The sequence below is a fragment of the Pseudomonas sp. W2-17 genome, assembly GCF_041060445.1.
In the GTDB taxonomy this organism is placed as follows: Bacteria; Pseudomonadota; Gammaproteobacteria; order Pseudomonadales; family Pseudomonadaceae; genus Aquipseudomonas.
In genome coordinates, this window is the sequence record NZ_JAUFNS010000009.1 from 39,748 (window position 1) to 58,360 (window position 18,613).

Here is an 18,613-nt window from a genome sequence, read left to right on the forward strand (position 1 = left end):
ATTGACCGCCTTTTGCCCGATCCAGAGTGTTGCCGATGCACCAAGAACGAGACGCCGATATCGAGTTACGCTTGCTTATTGAAGCGATCTACTTGAAATACAGCTACGATTTCCGCGATTACTCGGGTGCGTCGGTGAAACGACGGGTCGCCCACGCGTTGCGTCAATTCGAACTGAAGACCATTTCCGCGTTGCAGGAGCGGGTGCTGCATGACCCTTCGGCGTTCATGCAGCTGCTGCAGTTCCTGACGATCCCGGTCAGCGAGATGTTCCGCGACCCGACGCACTTCCTGGCCATCCGCGAAGAAGTCGTGCCGCTGCTCAAGACTTACCCTTCGGTGAAAATCTGGATCGCCGGGTGCAGCACCGGTGAAGAGGTCTACTCGATGGCCATCCTGCTGCGCGAGGAAGGCCTGCTCGAGCGCACGATCATCTACGCCACCGACATCAATCCCCGTTCCCTGGAAAAGGCCAAGCAAGGCATTTTCTCGATGGAAAACATGCACGGCTACAACGAGAACTACCTGAAGGCTGGCGGCAAGCGGCTGTTTTCGGAGTACTACACGGCCGCCTACGATTACGCGATTTTCGACAAGACGCTTCGCGAGAATGTCACCTTCGCCGATCACAGTCTGGCGACGGACAGCGTGTTCTCCGAGACTCAGTTGATCTCCTGCCGCAACGTGCTTATCTATTTCAACAAGAAACTGCAGGACCGCGCGTTCGGGCTGTTTCACGAGTCCCTCTGCCACCGCGGGTTCCTCGTGCTTGGCAGCAAGGAAACCCTGGATTTTTCCGGGTACAAAAACCAGTTCGACCCTCTGGTCAAACTTGAGCGGATCTACCGCAAATCATGAGAACGTCGTTTCCTGGACCATCGCCCGAAAAGCCCTTGTTGCCCGTGGTGGACGCGATTGTGGTCGGCGCATCCGCCGGTGGTGTCGAAGCGCTGCTGAAGATTTTCCGTACGCTGCCCAGAGGCTTTCGCTTGCCGATACTCGCGGTGCTCCACGTGCCGGACCAGCGTCGCAGTCAGTTGGCCGAGGTCTTTGCCGTGAACCTGGCGATACCGGTCAAGGAAGCGGACGATAAAGAGACCATCAAACCCGGCACGCTGTATTTCGCCGGGCCGAGTTACCACCTGTCGATCGAGAATGATTTCAGCCTGTCCTTGAGTCAGGAAGAACGGGTGCATCATTCGCGCCCGAGCATCGACATCCTGTTCGAATCGGCTGCAGACGCCTATGGTGAACGGCTGGCAGGCGTGTTGCTGACCGGTGCAAACAGCGATGGCGCGCGCGGCATGGCACGAATCAAGGAGTACGGTGGTCTGACCGTGGTCCAGGACCCGGCCCAGGCGCTCGCGCGGACCATGCCCGAAGCGGCGCTTGCCCTTCATACGCCGGATTTTCTATTGCCTTTGCCCGACATTGGGTCCTTGCTTGTCGAGCTGGAACGAATTGCATGCTGAGTGAAATCAAAGCCAAACTGCTGATCGTGGATGATCTGCCGGAGAACCTGCTCGCCCTCGAAGCGTTGATCAAGCGTGAGGACCGTCAGGTGTTCAAGGCGTTGTCTGCGGACGAGGCGTTGTCGTTGTTGCTCGAACACGAGTTTGCGATGGCGATTCTCGACGTGCAGATGCCGGGGATGAACGGCTTCGAACTCGCCGAGCTGATGCGCAGTACCGAGAAGACCAAGAACATTCCCATCGTGTTCGTCAGCGCCGCCGGGCGCGAGCTGAATTACGCGTTCAAGGGCTATGAAAGTGGTGCAGTGGATTTCCTGCACAAGCCCCTCGATATTCATGCAGTCAAGAGCAAGGTCAATGTCTTCGTTGACCTGTATCGCCAGCGCAAGGCCCTGAAGCAGCAGCTCGAAGAGCTCGAACACAGCCGCGCGGAGCAGGAAGCCCTGATGCGCGAGTTGAAGTCGACGCAGAGCGAGCTGGAGCGTGCGATCCGCATGCGCGATGACTTCATGTCGATTGTCTCCCACGAGGTGCGCACGCCGCTCAATGGCCTGATTCTGGAAACCCAGCTGCGCAAATTGCATCTGGCCAAAGACAATGCCTCGGCGTTCACCATGGAAAAACTCCGGGCCATGGTGGATCGCGACGAGCGGCAGATCCAGAGCCTCATTCGCCTGATCGAGGACATGCTCGATGTGTCGCGGATCCGTACCGGCAAGTTGTCGATTCGTACCAGCCCCTTTGATTTGTCGGAGTTGGTGGTCAATCTGGTGGAAAGTTATTCCGCGCAGATCGCTGCGGCCGGCAGTGTGGTGACGCTGCACGCCACGACGCCGGTGATTGGCGTGTGGGATGAGTTTCGCATCGAGCAGGTGGTGGCGAATCTGTTGACCAATGCGTTGCGCTACGGCGCGCACAAGCCGATCGAGTTGCGGGTGTACAGCGAGGCTGGCGAGGCGCGGGTGGAGGTGCGCGATCACGGGATCGGGATCAGCGCGGAAAACCAGAAGCGTATTTTTCAGCAGTTCGAGCGGGTCGCGGCCAGTCATGCGGTGGCGGGGCTTGGTTTGGGGTTGTTCATTTCCGATCAGATCGTCAGCGCTCATGGCGGGCGGATCAGTGTCGAGAGCGAAGAAGGGGCGGGGTCGATGTTTCGGGTTTCATTGCCGCTTTGATCAGCGGCGTGGCTTAGAGAGATCAAGAGCGTCTGCCTGGGGGCAGATTGTTTCGCCTTCGGCGAGTTACTTGATAAAGCACCCCAAGTAACCAAGGGTGCCTGCTCTCGGTTGGGCCCGACTTCGTCGGGTTCCTTCACTCCGGTCTCGCTCCGTGGGCCCGCTGCCATCCGCCATCCATGGCGGGGGGCAGCTCTCGCCGCATCCATGCGGCTCGGCCCACTCCGCGAGACCTGCGTTCAGCCTGCACCCAAGTCGCGTTTGGTGTCGTCTGGGCTTCCTGCGTATGAAGATCAAAATCAACGGCAACGGCAACGGCAACGGCTTCCCGGCTAAAGCCGGTCCCACTGAATGCACGCGTTGCTGTTAGTGGGACCGGCTTCAGCCGGGAAGAGGCCAGCCCAGGCGCCAACAATTTTGCTGATGGCACCGCCTTCATGTGGGAGCGAGCTTGCTCGCGAATGCTGTTGCTGTTGCTGTTGCTGTTGCTGTTGCTGTGCTCTTGATCTTCATACGCAAACCTTCCAGACGACGCAAAGCGCGACTTGGGTGCAGGCTGAACGCAGGTCTCGTGGAGTGGGCCGAGCCGCATGGATGCGGCGAGAGCGCCGTCAGGACATGGATGTCCGTTCGGCGCGGGCCTACGGAGCGAGACCGGAGTGAAGGAACCCCGACGCAGGAGGGGCCCAACCGGGAGCAGGCACTTTTGGTTACTTTTAGTGCTTTTTAAAAGTAACTCGCCGAAGGCGAAACAGAGGCCGTTAGGCCGACCCATCCGGTGATCAATCAAATAACTGATCACTCTGCGCAACCTCCAGCGCGGGCCATGGTCGTAATGGCAGCTATCTATAAGATCAAAGGCGTTCAAATGAGCTCTGATGCAGAAAATGTCGTACTCATCGTCGAAGACGAGCCGCTCATTCTGATGCTGCTGTCCGACTACCTGTCGGGCGAAGGCTATCGGGTGTTGCAGGCGGAGAACGGGGAGCAGGCATTCGAAATTCTTGCCACCAAACCCCACCTCGATTTGATGATCACCGATTACCGCCTCCCCGGCGGGGTGTCTGGGGTGATGATTGCCGAGCCAGCCGTCAAGCTGCGACCGGAACTCAAGGTGATCTTCATCAGCGGCTACCCGGCAGAGATCGTCGATTGCGGCAGCCCGATCACCAAAAAGGCTCCAATCCTGGCCAAGCCGTTCACCATGGAAACCCTGCACTCGCAGATCCAGACCCTGCTCAACTGATTCCGCCGCCCTTCGGTTACAAACAACAAAGCCGGCATTCGCCGGCTTTTATGTGAAGACCCGTCTCGCGTCAGCCTTCGATCATCTCCCGCACCTTGGCCGTCAGTTGGTCAAAGGCGAACGGCTTGGTGATCATCTGCATCCCTTCCTCAAGGAAGCCCGAGCGGGCGCTGGCGTTTTCCGCGTAGCCGGTGATGAACAGCACTTTCAGGTCCGCGCGCAGTTGCCGGCCGATGTCGGCCAGTTGGCGGCCATTCATGCCCGGCAGGCCGACGTCGCTGATCATCAGGTCAATACGCTGGCCGGATTCCAGAATCGGAATCGCTCCGACCGCATCACCGGCCTCGACGTAGGCATAACCCAGCTCGCTCAGCACCTGGCTGACCAGCGCGCGCACGGCCGGATCGTCTTCGACCAGCAGAATGGTCTCGCCCTCACGGGCCTGCGCCGTGTCGTTGGGCAGGGCGGGAACATCTTGCTGCGCCGCCCCGTGATAACGCGGCAGGAACAGCTGAACCGTGGTGCCGTGGCCAACCTGGCTCTCGATCGCCACGTGTCCGTGGGACTGCTTGCTGAAGCCGTAGATCATCGACAACCCGAGGCCGGTGCCCTGGCCGATCGGCTTGGTGGTGAAAAAGGGATCGAACGCCCGGCTGATGACGTTCTCCGGCATCCCGCAGCCCGTGTCGCGCACGCTGAGCACCACGTAGTCGCCTGGCAGCAGGTTTTCGTAGGCGTTGGTGAAGTCGCGGTCAAGGCGGCGGTTGAAGGTTTCGATCATGAGCATGCCGCCATCGGGCATGGCGTCGCGGGCGTTGAGCACCAGGTTGAGCAGGGCGCTTTCGAGCTGATTCGGGTCAGCCTCGGCGGTCCACAATTCCGGGTCCAGGCACATGTCGAGGCGGATGCTCTCATTGACGCTGCGGTTCAGCAGTTCGCCCATGGAATTGACCAGATCGTTCATCAAGACCGGCTTGGGGTCCAGTGACTGACGGCGCGAGAACGCCAGCAAGCGGTGGGTCAGGGCGGCGGCACGATTCGCCGAAGTCACGCCCAGGTCGATCAGGCCATCGAGATCGTCGGTGCGACCCCGCGCCAGACGACGCCTGAGCAGTTCAAGGCTGCCGATGATGCCGGTCAGCATGTTGTTGAAGTCGTGGGCGATACCGCCGGTGAGCTGGCCCACCGCTTCCATCTTCTGCGACTGGCGCAGGACTTCTTCGTTGTGGCGCAGCTGGGAGGTGCGTTCCTCGACCTGTTGCTCCAGGGTTTCGTTGAGCCGGCGAAGTTGCTGTTCGGCCAGCTTGCGCTCGGTGATGTCGGAGGTCACGCCGGACAGCAGGCTGACACGGCCATTGCGCGCACGGATCGCCCGGGCGCGGATGTCGATCCAGTGCACCGAGCCGTCCGGCCAGACATTGCGAAACTCGATGATGAAATCGGCGCCGCTGTCCAGGGTGTACTGCAACACGGATTGCATGCGCGGCTGGTCTTCAGGGTGCACCGAACTCAGCCACTCGTGGTAGGAGAGGGGGGCTCGCTCATCCCGGCCAAAGTGCGCCTTGGTGATGTCCGAGCAATCCAGCTCGAGGAACTCGGTGTCCAGCTGCCACGACCCCAGCCGTCCGGCTTTCAGCGCATGTTGCAGGCGCTGCTCGCTTTCCAGCAGTTCTTCGAGTCGGGTGCGGGCTTCGTATTGTCGACGACGCCCGCGCACGGCGGTGCTGACCAGGCTGATGAGCGTGGCAGGGTGAAAGGGCCGCTCCAGAAACGTGACGTTGCCGAGCATCTTGCCCAGGTGCGCCGAGGGGTTCTGTTTCGGGCCGCCGTGATGGGTCAGCAACACAATAGGGAAGTCAGACCAGGCCGGTTGATTGGCCAGCAGGCTGAGCAGCGGGTTGATGTCCGCGCTGCGCAACGCCTCATCAGCGATGATCGCAAGCCCCGCACCGGACATCAGTTCACTGCACAGCTGCGGCAGATCGTGGGTGATGATCGCCGGGTAACCGGCTTCCTGTAGCATGGTCAACGCGATCTGGCTGTCCCGTCCGAGGGGGGCCAGGATAATGGCCCGTTCCGATAACTGTCCCGGAGTGCTCACGCGTCGGTGTCCCGCAGCAGCGGATTGTTCTCGCCGTGGTACTGGGGAATGCCACGCAACACGCCCTGAAAGGCTTCCAGCGGTTCGCCGATGGTCATGCCGGACGCACTGATGCGGTATTCACGAATGGTTGACTCATGGGTGCCTGTGCGTTTTTTGATGACGGAAATGGCCCGACGGACCTGACCCAGTGCTTCGAAGTACCGCAGCAGAATCACCGAATCCGCGAGGTAGGTAATGTCCACCGGCGTCTGCATGTCGCCGACCAGACCGTGCTGGGCGACGGTCATGAAGGTCGAGGCGCCATGACGATTGAGGTAGAGCAACAGTTCGTGCACGTGCAGGACCAGCGCGTTCTCTTCAGGCATCGCTGCCTGATAGCCGTTGAGGCTGTCGATTACCACGGTCTGGATGCCCAGTTCGTCGACACAGCGGCGAACGCGGTGGGCAAATTCACCGGGGGACAACTCAGCGGCGTCGACCTGCTCGATAAGCAGATTGCCGGTCGCTTGAAGAGCACGGAGATCAATGCCGAGTTTGCTCATACGCGTGTACAGCAGGCCGAGCTCTTCATCGAAGATGAACAGCGCCGCCTTCTCGCCACGCTCCACCGCCGCAGCGGCGAACGTCAGCGAAATCAGCGATTTACCGGTCCCTGCAGGCCCCAGAATCACAGTGCTCGAACCGCTGTCCAGCCCGCCGCCGAGCAGGGCGTCAATTTCTTTGATGCCGCTACTCGTCTGGCAGCTGACATACCCGGTGCGGTGTTCGGCCGCCACCAGACGCGGAAACACCTGAATCCCGTCGTCCATGATGTTGAAGTCGTGATAGCCACCGCGGTACTTCTGGCCGCGGTATTTCACTACCCGCAGGCGTCGACGCTCGGCGCCATAGGTCGGCGTCAGGCCTTCGAGACGGATGACACCGTGGGCAACGCTGTGCACGGTTTTGTCCAGGGATTCGGTGGTGAGGTCGTCGAGCAGTACCACCGTGGTGTCGTAGCGCGCGAAGTAATGCTTGATCGCCAGGATCTGCCGGCGATAACGCAACGAACTCTGCGCCAGCAGGCGGATTTCCGAAAGACTGTCGATGATCACCCGCGAAGGTTTGACCTGCTCGACAATTTGGAAAATCTGTTTTGTGGCCTCGCCCAGTTCAAGGTCCGAGGAGTACAGCAGACTCTGCTGATGGGCAGCGTCGAGCAAATTTTCAGGGGGCGTCAGCTCGAACACCGAGATGTTCTCGTTCAGTTCCCAGCCGTGGGAGCGCGCACCGTCGCGCAACTCGCGTTCGGTTTCAGACAGCGTGATATACAGACCCCGTTCGCCTGCCGTGGCGCCTGCCAGCAGGAACTGCAGCGCGACGGTGGTTTTGCCGGTGCCGGGCTCTCCTTCGAGGAGAAACACGTGACTGCGCGAAAGTCCACCCGCGAGGATGTCGTCCAGGCCCACGATACCGGTTGCCGCTTTTGATGTAGTCAAGAATCGCCCTCTTGCGACCTGAGAAAGGGTCGGGCGCCGAAACGGGTTCGACTGCCCAGGCTGTCATGGTCGGGAAGTCCTATTCCACGCAGCCATCACTCTGGACCGTTGCCAGCTGAGACCGTTCAGTTTACTGCTCGCCGACAGGTGGCATTTGCGGGGGGTTGGCGGATGCGCTGTCCGGCAAATGGCGCAACCGTGGCCTGCGGGCGCCCATACTGACTTGCTATGCTCCGGCGTCAAGGAATAAACCTCGTCTGGCCCTATAAGGATCTAAAGCCGTGTCTGACTACAGTGCGTTCAAGGTCGAACTGGCCGACCACATTGCCCACGTCCAGATTAATCGTCCGGAGAAAATCAACGCGATGAACGCAGCGTTCTGGCTGGAAATCATCGAGATTTTCCGCTGGGTCGAGGACACCGACGACGTCCGCGTGGTGGTGCTCAGTGGCGCAGGCAAACACTTCTCTTCCGGTATCGACCTGACACTGCTCGCGTCGGTGGCCAGTGAACTGGGCAAAGACGTAGGCCGCAACGCGCGCCTGCTGCGGCGCAAGATCCTGCAGATGCAGGAATCGTTCAGCGTGGTCGACCGCTGCAGAAAACCGGTGCTCGCTGCCATTCAGGGCTATTGCATCGGCGGCGCCATCGACCTGATCAGCGCCTGTGACATGCGCTACGCGGCGGACGATGCGCTGTTTTCCATCCGCGAAATCGACATGGGCATGGCGGCGGATGTTGGCACTTTGCAGCGGCTGCCGCGGCTGATCGGTGACGGCATGATGCGCGAAATGGCCTACACCGGCCGCAACGTTGGCGCCGAAGAAGCGCTGCGCATTGGCCTTGTCAATCGCACTTTCGCCGACCTGTCGCAGTTGCTCGAAGGCGTGTTCACCATCGCCCGGGACATCGCCAGTAAATCACCCATCGCCATCAGCGGCAGCAAGCGCATGATCGGCTATATGCGCGATCACAGCGTGGACGACGGCCTCGAATACGTTGCCACCTGGAACGCTGCCATGTTGCAATCGGCCGACCTGAAGCTGGCGATGGTGGCTCACATGAGCAAACAGAAGCCGGTCTTCGACAATTGACTGACCTATTTGAATACGTAACCGCCTGCCGCTTCTGAGCCTCTCTATCGAGCTGCAGAGGGGCAGGTCGGTGATCAGAGGAGTTGAGGCATGACGCGCCCGAAGCGTTGGACCACCGCCGTGCTTGATGTTCAGGCGCCCGGCGGTTGGGCTGTGGTTCAGAGTGACCAGGGCTTTTTGAAAGACAGTAACGGGATGCTGTTCCCCCGCGAATGGCTGAAGCGGCAGGATTTATCGTTGATGCATGAGCACGGCATTGGCCATTTCGATGGCGAGCCGGTGTACGTGCAGACCCTTCGCGATTCTCGGGCGTTGGCGCTGGAGGACGCCCAGTGGCAGACCCTGCGCCAGTTCATGCTGGTCGACGACGCCGATGTGTTCCAGATGCTCGGCTACGCGGCGCAGATCAGCACCTGGGCCCGTGAACACCGTTTTTGTGGCAGTTGCGGACAACCGGCCCGGCAGGTGCCGGGGGAGCGGGCGATGTATTGCCCGCACTGCGATCTGCGCGCCTATCCGCGGATCTCGCCGAGCATGATCGTACTGATCACCCGTGGCGATGAAGTGCTGCTGGCGCGCTCGCCGCGTTTTGTGACGGGGGTCTACAGCACCCTGGCCGGGTTCGCCGAGCCGGGTGAGTCGGCCGAGGATTGCGTGCGGCGCGAGGTGATGGAGGAGGTGCAGGTCACGGTCAAGAACATCCAGTACAAGGGCAGCCAGTGCTGGCCGTTTCCGCACTCGATGATGCTGGGCTTTCACGCCGAATACGACAGCGGCGACATCGTGCCCCAGGCGGACGAAATCGAAGACGCCCAGTGGTTCAGCATCCACGACCTGCCGCCGTTGCCGGCCAGTCGCTCGATCGCGCGCTACCTGATCGACCTGTATCTGGCCCAGCGCTCAGGGTCAGTTGAACCAGTGCTGCCAGGCCAGGCGGACGGTTAACCCCAGCACCACGGTGATGAACACAGGGCGGATGAACTTGGCGCCGCCCTTGATCGCTGTTTTAGCGCCCATAAAGGCGCCGGCCATCACCGCCACGCCCATCGTCAATCCGATGACCAAGTCCACCGAGCCGTTGATGGCGAAGATCATCAGCGCGGCGGCGTTGCTGACGAAGTTCATGCTGCGGGCGACGCCGCTGGCTTTCACCAGATCGACCGGGTAGATCAACAGCGTGCTGACTGTCCAGAACGCCCCGGTACCGGGACCGGCCACGCCGTCGTAAAAGCCCAGCCCCAGGCCTTGGGGCAACTGCCATTTGGTCTTGATCGGCGCGTTGCTGTCCAGCGGCGCCTTGGGCGTGCCGCCGAACAGCAGGTACAGCCCGCAGCCGAACACGATCACCGGGAGCATCTGGTTCAGCAGTTCGGCGGGCAGATAATGCGCGACCACCGCACCGATCAGCGCGCCCACTGCGGTACCGATCAGCGCGGGTTTCCACTGCGCCGGGTGAAACAGCTTGCGGCGGTAAAAGGTGTAGCCGGCGGTGGCCGAGCCGAAGGTCGAGCTGAGCTTGTTGGTGCCCAATACCAGGTGCGGCGGCAGACCGGCGGTGAGCAGGGCAGGCGTGGTCAACAGACCGCCGCCGCCGGCAATGGCATCGATGAAACCGGCGACAAAGGCAACGACAGCCAACACCAGCAGGGTGGTGGGTTCAACGGTGAGTTCGAACGGCATGGGAAGGCGCTTATCGGGCAGATGGGCAGAATGGCTGCCTGGAAGCGCAGCATTCTACCTGCAAGGCGTGGCAGCGGTGAATGGTTGATTGGGACTTGGGGCACACGGTGTGGGACCGGCTTCAGCCGGGAAGGGGCCGGTTTGCACGCCATCGATCCCGGGCTGCCACCCGACTCAAATATCCGAAACACTCACCCAACGCATCTCCTTCGCCGCGATGCGAATCGCTGTGGCCAGGCGCTCGACCTCCATGGCCTCGGCAAAATCCGTCCCGTTCGAACCCTGCCCACCCAGCGCCTTGATTAGTTCATACACTTCCAGCGTCTTCAGTTCGTTGTAGCCCAACTGATGCCCCGGCGCCGGGCAGAAAGACGCATACCCGGGTTGCGCAGGCCCCGCCAGAATCCGCTGGAAGCCGTCGCGTCCCGGGGCGCCGGCCCGGTACAGCCGCAGCTCGTTCAAGCGTTCCTGATCAAACGACAACGTACCTTCGGTGCCACCGATTTCGAAGCTCAAGTGATTCTTGTAGCCATGCTTGAGCCAACTGCTGCCGAACGTACCCCGCGCGCCGTTGGCAAAGCGCAGCAGGGCGTAGGTCTGGTCATCGATGCTGATCGCCCGTTGCTCTTCGCTGCCGCGGGTGGCCGGGCGCTGTGGGTGCACCGTTTGTGAATCCGCGCACACCGCGTCGACATCGCCGAGCAGGTACCGGGCCATCGCCAGCAAATGGCTGCCGAGGTCGGCCAACGCACCGCCGGCATGGGCCTCTTCGCAGCGCCAGGACCACGGCGACAGCCCATCGCCCATGAAGTCCTCGCTGAACTCCCCCTGAAAACTGACGATCCGCCCCAGCTCGCCGCCCTCGATCATCTGCTTCGCCAGCCCGATGATCGGATTGTGCTGGTAGTTGTAGCCCACCCTCGTCACGACGCCGGCCTTGCGCGCTGCCCCCTGCATCTCACGCGCCTGCTCCAGACTCACTGCCAGCGGCTTCTCGCAATACACCGCTTTGCCCGCTTCAAGGGCGGCCATCGCCATGGGGAAATGCAGCAGGTTCGGCGTGGTGATCGCCACCAGACTGACCGCCGGATCGCTGATCAACTGTTGCCAGTCGCCATGACTGCGTTCGAACCCCCAACTGCCTGCGCACTGTTCGGCGCGCGCAACATCCGCATCGGCCAGCGCGACGAGCTTGAGGTTGAAGGGGAGATCGAAGGTGGTGCGTGCGTTGTGAAACGCCAGGGCATGAGCCCGACCCATAAAGCCCGTGCCGATCAGGCCGACGCCCAATTCTGGAAGAGAATTCTCGCGCATGACAGCGTGTCCTTTGAGACCTGTTGTTGTGCGGAAAATGTAGGCGGTTGGGGGTTCCCGATGGAATCTTTATTCCATCAGGAACGCCTCAGTTTCACCTCAGCGGCTCAGGTGTGCTCAACAGGCTCAGGACAGGAACCCGCCATCCACATTCAATGCCACGCCCGTCGTGTAGCTCGAGGCATCGCTGGCCAGGTACAACACCGTCCCCGCCATTTCGCTCGGCGCCGCCACCCGCTTCAGGGGAATCTGCGCCAGGGCGGTGTTGAGGATCTTCTCGTTGCTCACCAGTGCCGAGGCGAATTTGGTGTCGGTCAGGCCCGGCAGCAGGGCGTTGCAGCGGATGCCGAACTGCGCGCATTCCTTGGCGAACACCTTGGTCATGTTGATCACCGCCGCCTTGGTCACCGAATAGATGCCCTGATACACGCCCGGCGAGACGCCATTGATCGACGCCACGTTAATGATGCTGCCGCCGCCGTGTTCGCGCATCAGCTTGCCGGCCTCCACGGACATGAAGAAGTAGCCGCGGATGTTCACGTCGACGGTCTTCTGGAACGCGCCGAGGTCAGTGTCCAGCACGTTGCAGAACTGCGGGTTGGTCGCCGCGTTGTTCACCAGAATGTCCAGCCGACCGAACTGCTCGCGGATCTGCGCGAACACCGCCGTGATCTGTTCCATTTCACCGATGTGGCAGGCAATGGCCGTGGCCTGGCCACCGTCGGCAATGATCGCGTCCGCCACTTGCTGGCAGCCGTCGATCCTGCGGCTCGAGACGATGACATGGGCGCCTTGCTGGGCCAGCAGTTTGGCGATCGCCTCGCCGATGCCACGGCTGGCCCCCGAGACAAAAGCGATCTTGCCGTCGAGGTCGAACAGTTGAGTCTTGGACATTGTTGTTTTCCTTGTCGTGTCGCAATCAGAGGCTGGAACGCTCAATCACTTGCAGGGCCATGCGTTCGAGCAGGGTATTCATGTGAATGAACTGGGCGAAGCGCTTGTCCTGGGTCTGGCCGTGGAAGAAGCGGTAATAGATTTGCTGGACGATGCCGGCCAGCCGGAACAGCCCGTAGGTGTAGTAAAAGTCGAAATTGTCGATGGCAATGCCCGAGCGCTCGGCGTAGTACGCCACGAACTGCTCGCGGGTGAGCATGCCCGGCGCATGGCTGGGCTGGCGCCGCATCAGTTGCACCGGCGCCGGGTCGTCCGCCTGAATCCAGTAGGCCAGGCTATTGCCCAGGTCCATCAGCGGATCGCCCAGGGTGGTCAGCTCCCAGTCCAGCACGCCGATGATCTGCATCGGGTTGTCGGGGTCGAGGATCACATTGTCAAAGCGGTAATCGTTGTGCACCAGGCTTGAAACCGGGTGGTCCGCCGGCTTTTTCTCGTCCAGCCAGCGGGCGACCTTTTCCCAGCTCGGCGCATCGGCGGTGCGCGCTTTCTCGTAGCGCTCGGTCCAGCCGCGAATCTGCCGCTCAACGTAACCCTGGGGCTTGCCCAGATCGCCGAGCCCACAGGCGGTGTAATCCACCTGATGCAGTTCGACCAGCCGATCGATGAAGCTCTTGCACAGGGTTTCGGTCTGCGCGGCATCGAGGTTCAGCTCGGCGGGCAACTCCGCGCGCAGGATGATGCCCTTGACCCGTTCCATCACGTAAAACTCGGCACCGATCACCGTCTCGTCGGTGCAGTGCAAATAGGCCTTGGGGCAATAAGGGAAGGCGTCGCGCAACTGATTGAGAATGCGGAATTCGCGGCCCATGTCGTGGGCGCTCTTCGCCTTGTGACCGAACGGCGGGCGGCGCAGAACGAATTCCTGCTCGGGGTACTTCAGCAGGTACGTCAGGTTCGACGCGCCACCGGGAAACTGGCTGATCTTCGCGCTGCCGCTCAGGCCGGGGATATGGGCTTTCAGGTAAGGGTCGATTAACCCGGCGTTGAGTTCTTCGCCGGATCGAACCTGAGTGGACTGGTCGGTGAGCGCCATATGTATCCCTGCAGATTATTTTGGTGGGCCAGGATCATTGGCTAATCTAATGCGCCCCGGCGCCAGCAAACAAGGGCTATTGGCGTGGGTGTTACGGGGCAATCAGCCGGCCTGATTCACGGCTGCTGTCGTTGTCCTGCGCACAGTCCGGACGAAAAAAAACCGAAGCCGGGCGGCTTCGGTTCTTTCGAAAGGCAAGGCGTTCTCAGGATGGGAACAGCTCGCTCAGTTTCATCGCCAGCATCATGTCGCCTTCAGCGCGCAGTTTGCCGCCCATGAACGCCTGCATGCCGTCGGTCTCGCCGCTGACGATGCCTTCCAGGGTTTCGCCGTCCATCACCAGCGTGACTTGAGCGTCCGGGTTTTCGCCTTCCTGCAATTCGCAGGTGCTGTCCTTGACGATCAGGGAAAAGTTCTTGGTGTCGTCGATGCGGAAACCGAACACCAGGTCCAGGCCCGCAGCAGCGGCTGGGTTGAACTTGGCTTTCATGGCTTGGACGGCGTTTTCTACGGAGCTCATGGTGTGATCCTTTAATATGAGTGATGACGAGCACTTTGCGAGTGCGATTGGCCGGGCTCAGCGGTAGGTGATGAGCTCCGGCGCCTTCATCAGTTGCAGGTGCGCGTAACTGTTGAAGGAAGCCAGGGACACCTCGCGCTCACGAAACTTCAGGAGGTTGAGCGAGGTGTTGACGATGTGCCAGTTGAGTTCGAAGGCCTGGGTGGCCGGCATTTGCGTGATCAGGTGGAGCAGGGCAGTGATGGTGCCGCCCGAGGTGAACACGGCGATGCGATCACTTGGCCCGGCGCTGTCGAGAATGCCGCTCAGGCCCGCTTCAACCTGCTCGACGAAGGCCTGCCAGCTCTGCAGCGCGGCGGCGTCGTGATCGCCCACCAGCCAGCGGCGAATGATCGCGGCAAACAGGCGCTGGAACTCGGCGCGGTTGTTGGCGGCGTCACGCATGATCTCGAAAGCTTCGGGTTCTTCATCCAGCATCGCGGGGAGTAGCGCGCGGATCACGCCTTCTGCATTGAATTCATTGAAGGCGATGTCGGTTTCGAGTTCGGCTGTAGCGAGGCCGGCGGCGTTGAGCTGGGCAATCACGGTTTCGGCCGTGTGGCGCTGGCGGAACAGGGCGCCGCTGATGCAGCGATCGAAGGTCAGGCCCAGCTGCGCCAGGTGCGCGCCGAGGATTTCCGACTGACGAAAACCGGTGGGCGACAGGACGTCGTAATCGTCCGCACCAAACGAGGCCTGGCCATGTCGTATGAGATAGATGCTGCCCACGACCGCGTCACCCTGGCACGTTGAAAGTGCTGGGAGGTTATGAGGACGGCCCGCGGTCTGTCAATGAAAAAACATACGCTCGTTTGAATTGGCCGATCTGTCCCGTGTTCACCCGTCTCGTCACTGGCCCGGCCATCGGCGCACCGGTATGCTTGGCCCCATTCGCGATCCTCTGCCGAGGATCTGCTGTACCGGTAAGGAGTTTCTGTGGAGTTCATTTTCGATTACGCCAGTTTCCTGGCAAAGACCGTCACCATCGTGATCGCGATCATTATGGTGCTGGTGGTCATCGGTTCGATGCGCGGTCGCGGGCGTCGTAGCGCAGGTGGCCAGTTGCATGTCACCAAGCTCAATGATTTCTACAAAGGGCTGCGTGATCGCCTCGAAGGCTCGCTGCTGGACAAGGCGCGGCTCAAGGCATTGCGCAAGGCCCAGGCCAAAGAGCTGAAGAAGGACAAGAAGTCCACCGAGGTCAAGTCTCGGGTTTACGTGCTGGATTTCGATGGCGACATCAAGGCCTCCGCCACCGAGAACATGCGCAACGAGATCACCGCGCTGCTGACCCTCGCCACGCCCAAGGATGAAGTGGTGCTGCGCCTCGAAAGCGGCGGCGGCATGGTGCATAGCTACGGCCTGGCGTCATCGCAACTGGCGCGGATTCGTCAAGCGGGGATTCCGCTGACCATCTGCATCGACAAGGTCGCGGCCAGCGGCGGCTACATGATGGCGTGCATCGGCACCCGGATCATCAGTGCGCCGTTCGCGATTCTCGGATCGATTGGCGTGGTTGCCCAGCTGCCCAACGTCAATCGCCTGCTGAAGAAGCACGACATCGATTTCGAAGTGCTGACCGCCGGCGAGTACAAACGCACGCTGACGGTGTTTGGCGAAAACACCGAGAAGGGCCGTGAGAAGTTTCAGGAGGACCTGGACATTACCCACGAGCTGTTCAAGAACTTCGTCGCCAGCTACCGCCCGCAGTTGCAGATCGACGAAGTCGCCACCGGCGAGATCTGGCTGGGGATCGCCGCCAAGGACAAACTGTTGGTGGATGAGCTGAAGACCAGCGATGAATACCTGTCGGAGAAGGCCAAGACCGCCGAGGTGTTCCATCTGCACTACGCCGAACGCAAAAGCCTGCAGCAGCGAGTAGGCATCGCCGCGAGCACGTCGGTTGATCACTGGGTGACGGGATGGTGGGGCAAGCTGACGCAGCAGCGGTTCTGGTAGGCGAGCTGATCTACATGAGTTTGTAGGAGCGTTCACCGCTTCAACTAAAAAGCCCCGGCTTCTCACGAAACCGGGGCTTTTTGTTGCCTGTCGATCAGTGCCGCATCAACGCCGCCGGAACAGCGGCAGCGGCTCGTCGGTAGCCGCCTGATAGGTCACGGAAAAGTCCTTCAGACCTTCCAGCGCTTCGTACGGGTCTTTGTCGGCACGAATCGCGAACGCATCGAACCCGCAGCGGTGCAGGTAAAACAACTGATCGCGCAACACATCGCCAATCGCCCGCAGCTCGCCCTTGTAACCGTAGCGGTCACGCAACAGGCGGGCGTTGGAGTAGCTGCGGCCGTCGGTGAATGCCGGGAAGTTCAGGGCGATGACCTGGAACTGATCCGCGTCGTCACCGATTTCCTCGGCTTCCTCGTCGCTGTCCAGCCAGACACCCAGACCGCCGTCGCGGGCCTTCAACGCATGGGCATGCTGGCGCCACAGGTTCAGCGGCACGATCAGGTCGTCGCAGTTGGACAGGCTGTCGAACGTCGTGTCCTTGGGCAGCAGATGCCAGGTCTCGTCGATGACCGCGTTGTTCTTAATGATTCGCTGCATAGACGCGCTCCTTGAAAGGGTCGATGCCAATACGCTGGTAGGTGTCGATGAAGCGCTCGTCTTCGTTGCGTTTCTCAACGTAGACGTTGATCAGCTTCTCGATCACGTCCGGCATGACGTCCTGGGCGAACGACGGGCCAAGGATCTTGCCCAGGCTGGCGTCGCGGCTGGCGCTGCCACCCAGGGACACCTGGTAGAACTCTTCGCCTTTCTTGTCCACGCCGAGAATGCCGATGTGGCCAACGTGGTGGTGGCCACAGGCGTTCATGCAACCGGAGATGTTCAGGTCCAGCTCGCCGATGTCGAACAGGTAATCAAGGTCGTCGAAACGGCGCTGGATCGACTCGGCAATCGGGATCGACTTGGCGTTGGCCAGGGAGCAGAAGTCGCCGCCCGGGCAGCAGATGATGTCCGTCAGCAGACCAATGTTCGGCGTCGCGAAGCCTTGCTCGCGCAGTTCGCCCCACATCGTGAACAGTTGGCTCTGCTCGACGTCGGCCAGGATGATGTTCTGCTCGTGGGACGTGCGCAGTTGACCGAAGCTGTAGGTGTCGGCGAGGTCGGCGATGCCGTCCAGTTGCTTGTCGGTGAGATCGCCCGGCGCAACGCCGGTGGGTTTCAGCGACAGCGTCACCGCTGCATAGCCCGGCTTTTTGTGGGCCAGGACGTTGCGCGAGCGCCAGCGGGCGAAACCGGGATGCTGTTGATCCAGCTTAGCCAGTTCGGCGCTGTAATCGGTCAGCGCCTTGTAGTCCGGGTCGACGAAGTGCTTGGCGACGCGATGCACTTCGGCCTCGGTCAGGGTGGTCTGGCCGCCGCGCAGGTGGGCCATCTCCGCCTCGACCTTCTCGGCGAACACTTCAGGCGTCAGTGCCTTGACCAGAATCTTGATGCGCGCCTTGTACTTGTTGTCACGACGGCCGTAGCGGTTGTACACACGCAGGATGGCGTCGAGGTAGCTCAACAGGTCCTGCCACGGCAGAAACTCGTTGATGAACGCGCCAACCACCGGCGTACGGCCGAGGCCGCCGCCGACCAGCACGCGGAAGCCCAGCTCGCCCGCAGCGTTCTTGACCGGCTCCAGGCCGATGTCGTGCACTTCGATGGCGGCGCGGTCGGACGTCGAGCCGTTGATCGCGATCTTGAACTTGCGCGGCAGGTAGGCGAATTCCGGGTGGAAGGTGGTCCACTGACGGACGATTTCACACCAGGGGCGCGGGTCTACCAGTTCGTCGGCAGCGACGCCGGCGAACTGGTCCGTGGTGACGTTGCGCAGGCAGTTGCCGCTGGTCTGGATCGCGTGCATCTGCACGGTGGCCAGCTCGGCGAGAATGTCGGGGATGTCTTCGAGTGCCGGCCAGTTGAACTGCACATTCTGGCGGGTACTGATGTGCGCGTAGCCCTTGTCGTAATCGCGGGCGATTTTCGCCAGCATGCGGGCCTGGCGTGAAGTCAGCTGGCCGTAAGGCACAGCGACGCGCAGCATCGGGGCGAAGCGTTGGATGTAGAGGCCGTTTTGCAGGCGAAGCGGGCGGAACTCTTCTTCGCTGAGCTCGCCGGCCAGATAGCGGCGGGTCTGGTCGCGGAACTGCTTGACGCGGTCCTCGACGATCCGCTGATCGTACTCGTCGTATACGTACATGGTGGTCCTGTTCTCAGGCGGTTCACTGCTGCTGGGCCAGCCGGGAAGGCGATGCGTTGTCGTCTGCTTCCAGGCTACCGAACAAATCTGCGCGCACGGCCGCGCACTCCTTGCGGAGCCGGGGGAGGTTACCAGTTTGCAGATATGCGCAAAAGTGATGTTTGAGTATATGCAAAGAACCAAAAGTGCTAAGCAGCACGTCGGACCGGCATAACCTCACTTGTGATAAGGGCATGGCTCGACTTTACTCTGGCAATGGCCGACGACGCCCGTCGCTGGTCCGCAAGTTTTGCGATCACCCATA

17 protein-coding genes are annotated in these 18,613 nt (G+C 61.1%); 7 read left to right on the plus strand and 10 right to left on the minus strand.

All coding sequences use genetic code 11. The features are described from left to right. Window positions 1-35: 35 nt before the first annotated feature. The 4 genes from QWI20_RS13075 to QWI20_RS13090 all read left to right on the plus strand — a co-directional run bounded on the left by QWI20_RS13075 (window position 36) and on the right by QWI20_RS13090 (window position 3,892). Window positions 36-857 carry a protein-glutamate O-methyltransferase CheR gene (locus tag QWI20_RS13075; protein WP_369305833.1) on the plus strand — a complete coding sequence of 274 codons (822 nt, stop codon included), beginning with the start codon at window positions 36-38 and terminating at the stop codon, window positions 855-857. Beyond that, window positions 854-1,471: a chemotaxis protein CheB gene (locus tag QWI20_RS13080; protein ID WP_369305834.1), complete on the plus strand. Its 618-nt coding sequence runs from the start codon at window positions 854-856 to the stop codon at window positions 1,469-1,471. The genes QWI20_RS13075 and QWI20_RS13080 overlap by 4 nt, the downstream gene beginning before the upstream one ends. Next, window positions 1,465-2,646, plus strand: a complete 1,182-nt coding sequence (locus QWI20_RS13085) for an ATP-binding protein (RefSeq protein ID WP_369305835.1) — start codon at window positions 1,465-1,467, stop codon at window positions 2,644-2,646. The genes QWI20_RS13080 and QWI20_RS13085 overlap by 7 nt, the downstream gene beginning before the upstream one ends. 868 nt (window positions 2,647-3,514) lie before the next feature. Next, a complete protein-coding gene (locus tag QWI20_RS13090) occupies window positions 3,515-3,892 on the plus strand; it encodes a response regulator (protein WP_074885442.1) in 378 nt (125 codons plus the stop codon). A 70-nt stretch (window positions 3,893-3,962) separates the two neighbouring features. Here the strand turns inward: QWI20_RS13090 and QWI20_RS13095 are convergent, their stop codons facing one another. Further along, the gene (locus QWI20_RS13095) at window positions 3,963-5,993 is read right to left on the minus strand and encodes a response regulator (RefSeq protein ID WP_369305836.1); all 2,031 of its coding nucleotides are present in this window, start codon (window positions 5,991-5,993) and stop codon (window positions 3,963-3,965) included. Further along, the gene (locus tag QWI20_RS13100; protein ID WP_369305837.1) at window positions 5,990-7,474 is read right to left on the minus strand and encodes an ATPase domain-containing protein; all 1,485 of its coding nucleotides are present in this window, start codon (window positions 7,472-7,474) and stop codon (window positions 5,990-5,992) included. The genes QWI20_RS13095 and QWI20_RS13100 overlap by 4 nt, the downstream gene beginning before the upstream one ends. A gap of 281 nt (window positions 7,475-7,755) precedes the next feature. Here QWI20_RS13100 and QWI20_RS13105 point away from each other — a divergent pair, with 281 nt between their 5' ends. Both QWI20_RS13105 and nudC read left to right on the plus strand, forming a co-directional pair. Beyond that, window positions 7,756-8,568, plus strand: coding sequence for a crotonase/enoyl-CoA hydratase family protein (locus QWI20_RS13105; protein ID WP_369305838.1), 813 nt, complete (start codon window positions 7,756-7,758; stop codon window positions 8,566-8,568). A gap of 90 nt (window positions 8,569-8,658) precedes the next feature. Continuing rightward, window positions 8,659-9,513, plus strand: coding sequence for an NAD(+) diphosphatase (gene nudC, locus QWI20_RS13110; RefSeq protein ID WP_369305839.1), 855 nt, complete (start codon window positions 8,659-8,661; stop codon window positions 9,511-9,513). Here the strand turns inward: nudC and QWI20_RS13115 are convergent. From QWI20_RS13115 to QWI20_RS13140, 6 genes are all read right to left on the minus strand, one after another. Then, complete coding sequence (locus tag QWI20_RS13115; protein ID WP_369305840.1) at window positions 9,475-10,248, minus strand: TSUP family transporter; 774 nt, start codon at window positions 10,246-10,248, stop codon at window positions 9,475-9,477. The genes nudC and QWI20_RS13115 overlap by 39 nt on opposite strands. A 174-nt stretch (window positions 10,249-10,422) precedes the next feature. Beyond that, window positions 10,423-11,562, minus strand: a complete 1,140-nt coding sequence (locus tag QWI20_RS13120) for a Gfo/Idh/MocA family protein (protein ID WP_369305841.1) — start codon at window positions 11,560-11,562, stop codon at window positions 10,423-10,425. A 126-nt stretch (window positions 11,563-11,688) separates the two neighbouring features. Further along, window positions 11,689-12,456 (minus strand): SDR family oxidoreductase, encoded by a 768-nt coding sequence (locus QWI20_RS13125; RefSeq protein WP_122538346.1) that lies wholly within the window; start codon window positions 12,454-12,456, stop codon window positions 11,689-11,691. 25 nt (window positions 12,457-12,481) lie between these two features. Next, the gene (locus QWI20_RS13130) at window positions 12,482-13,549 is read right to left on the minus strand and encodes a phosphotransferase family protein (protein ID WP_369305843.1); all 1,068 of its coding nucleotides are present in this window, start codon (window positions 13,547-13,549) and stop codon (window positions 12,482-12,484) included. A gap of 205 nt (window positions 13,550-13,754) precedes the next feature. Next, window positions 13,755-14,069 carry an SCP2 sterol-binding domain-containing protein gene (locus QWI20_RS13135; RefSeq protein WP_369305844.1) on the minus strand — a complete coding sequence of 105 codons (315 nt, stop codon included), beginning with the start codon at window positions 14,067-14,069 and terminating at the stop codon, window positions 13,755-13,757. A 57-nt stretch (window positions 14,070-14,126) separates the two neighbouring features. Beyond that, window positions 14,127-14,837: a histidine phosphatase family protein gene (locus QWI20_RS13140; RefSeq protein WP_369305845.1), complete on the minus strand. Its 711-nt coding sequence runs from the start codon at window positions 14,835-14,837 to the stop codon at window positions 14,127-14,129. Between the two features lie 207 nt (window positions 14,838-15,044). Here QWI20_RS13140 and sohB point away from each other — a divergent pair, with 207 nt between their 5' ends. Then, complete coding sequence (gene sohB, locus QWI20_RS13145; protein ID WP_369305846.1) at window positions 15,045-16,067, plus strand: protease SohB; 1,023 nt, start codon at window positions 15,045-15,047, stop codon at window positions 16,065-16,067. A gap of 105 nt (window positions 16,068-16,172) precedes the next feature. Here sohB and QWI20_RS13150 read toward each other — a convergent pair whose 3' ends face one another. Together QWI20_RS13150 and QWI20_RS13155 are read right to left on the minus strand one after the other, a co-directional pair. After that, window positions 16,173-16,667 carry a DUF934 domain-containing protein gene (locus QWI20_RS13150; RefSeq protein WP_369305847.1) on the minus strand — a complete coding sequence of 165 codons (495 nt, stop codon included), beginning with the start codon at window positions 16,665-16,667 and terminating at the stop codon, window positions 16,173-16,175. Beyond that, the gene (locus QWI20_RS13155; protein WP_369305848.1) at window positions 16,651-18,309 is read right to left on the minus strand and encodes a nitrite/sulfite reductase; all 1,659 of its coding nucleotides are present in this window, start codon (window positions 18,307-18,309) and stop codon (window positions 16,651-16,653) included. Before QWI20_RS13155 ends, QWI20_RS13150 begins: the two co-directional genes overlap by 17 nt. Between the last annotated feature and the right edge of the window lie 304 nt (window positions 18,310-18,613).

Bases quoted from the DNA above. Each gene is read 5' to 3' on its own strand.
- QWI20_RS13075 (WP_369305833.1), top strand. From the start codon at position 36: ATGCACCAAGAACGAGACGCCGATATCGAGTTACGCTTGCTTATTGAA.
- QWI20_RS13080 (WP_369305834.1), top strand. From the start codon at position 854: ATGAGAACGTCGTTTCCTGGACCATCGCCCGAAAAGCCCTTGTTGCCC.
- QWI20_RS13085 (WP_369305835.1), top strand. From the start codon at position 1,465: ATGCTGAGTGAAATCAAAGCCAAACTGCTGATCGTGGATGATCTGCCG.
- QWI20_RS13090 (WP_074885442.1), top strand. From the start codon at position 3,515: ATGAGCTCTGATGCAGAAAATGTCGTACTCATCGTCGAAGACGAGCCG.
- nudC (WP_369305839.1), top strand. From the start codon at position 8,659: ATGACGCGCCCGAAGCGTTGGACCACCGCCGTGCTTGATGTTCAGGCG.
- QWI20_RS13115 (WP_369305840.1), bottom strand. From the start codon at position 10,248: ATGCCGTTCGAACTCACCGTTGAACCCACCACCCTGCTGGTGTTGGCT.
- QWI20_RS13120 (WP_369305841.1), bottom strand. From the start codon at position 11,562: ATGCGCGAGAATTCTCTTCCAGAATTGGGCGTCGGCCTGATCGGCACG.
- QWI20_RS13125 (WP_122538346.1), bottom strand. From the start codon at position 12,456: ATGTCCAAGACTCAACTGTTCGACCTCGACGGCAAGATCGCTTTTGTC.
- QWI20_RS13130 (WP_369305843.1), bottom strand. From the start codon at position 13,549: ATGGCGCTCACCGACCAGTCCACTCAGGTTCGATCCGGCGAAGAACTC.
- QWI20_RS13135 (WP_369305844.1), bottom strand. From the start codon at position 14,069: ATGAGCTCCGTAGAAAACGCCGTCCAAGCCATGAAAGCCAAGTTCAAC.
- QWI20_RS13150 (WP_369305847.1), bottom strand. From the start codon at position 16,667: ATGCAGCGAATCATTAAGAACAACGCGGTCATCGACGAGACCTGGCAT.
- QWI20_RS13155 (WP_369305848.1), bottom strand. From the start codon at position 18,309: ATGTACGTATACGACGAGTACGATCAGCGGATCGTCGAGGACCGCGTC.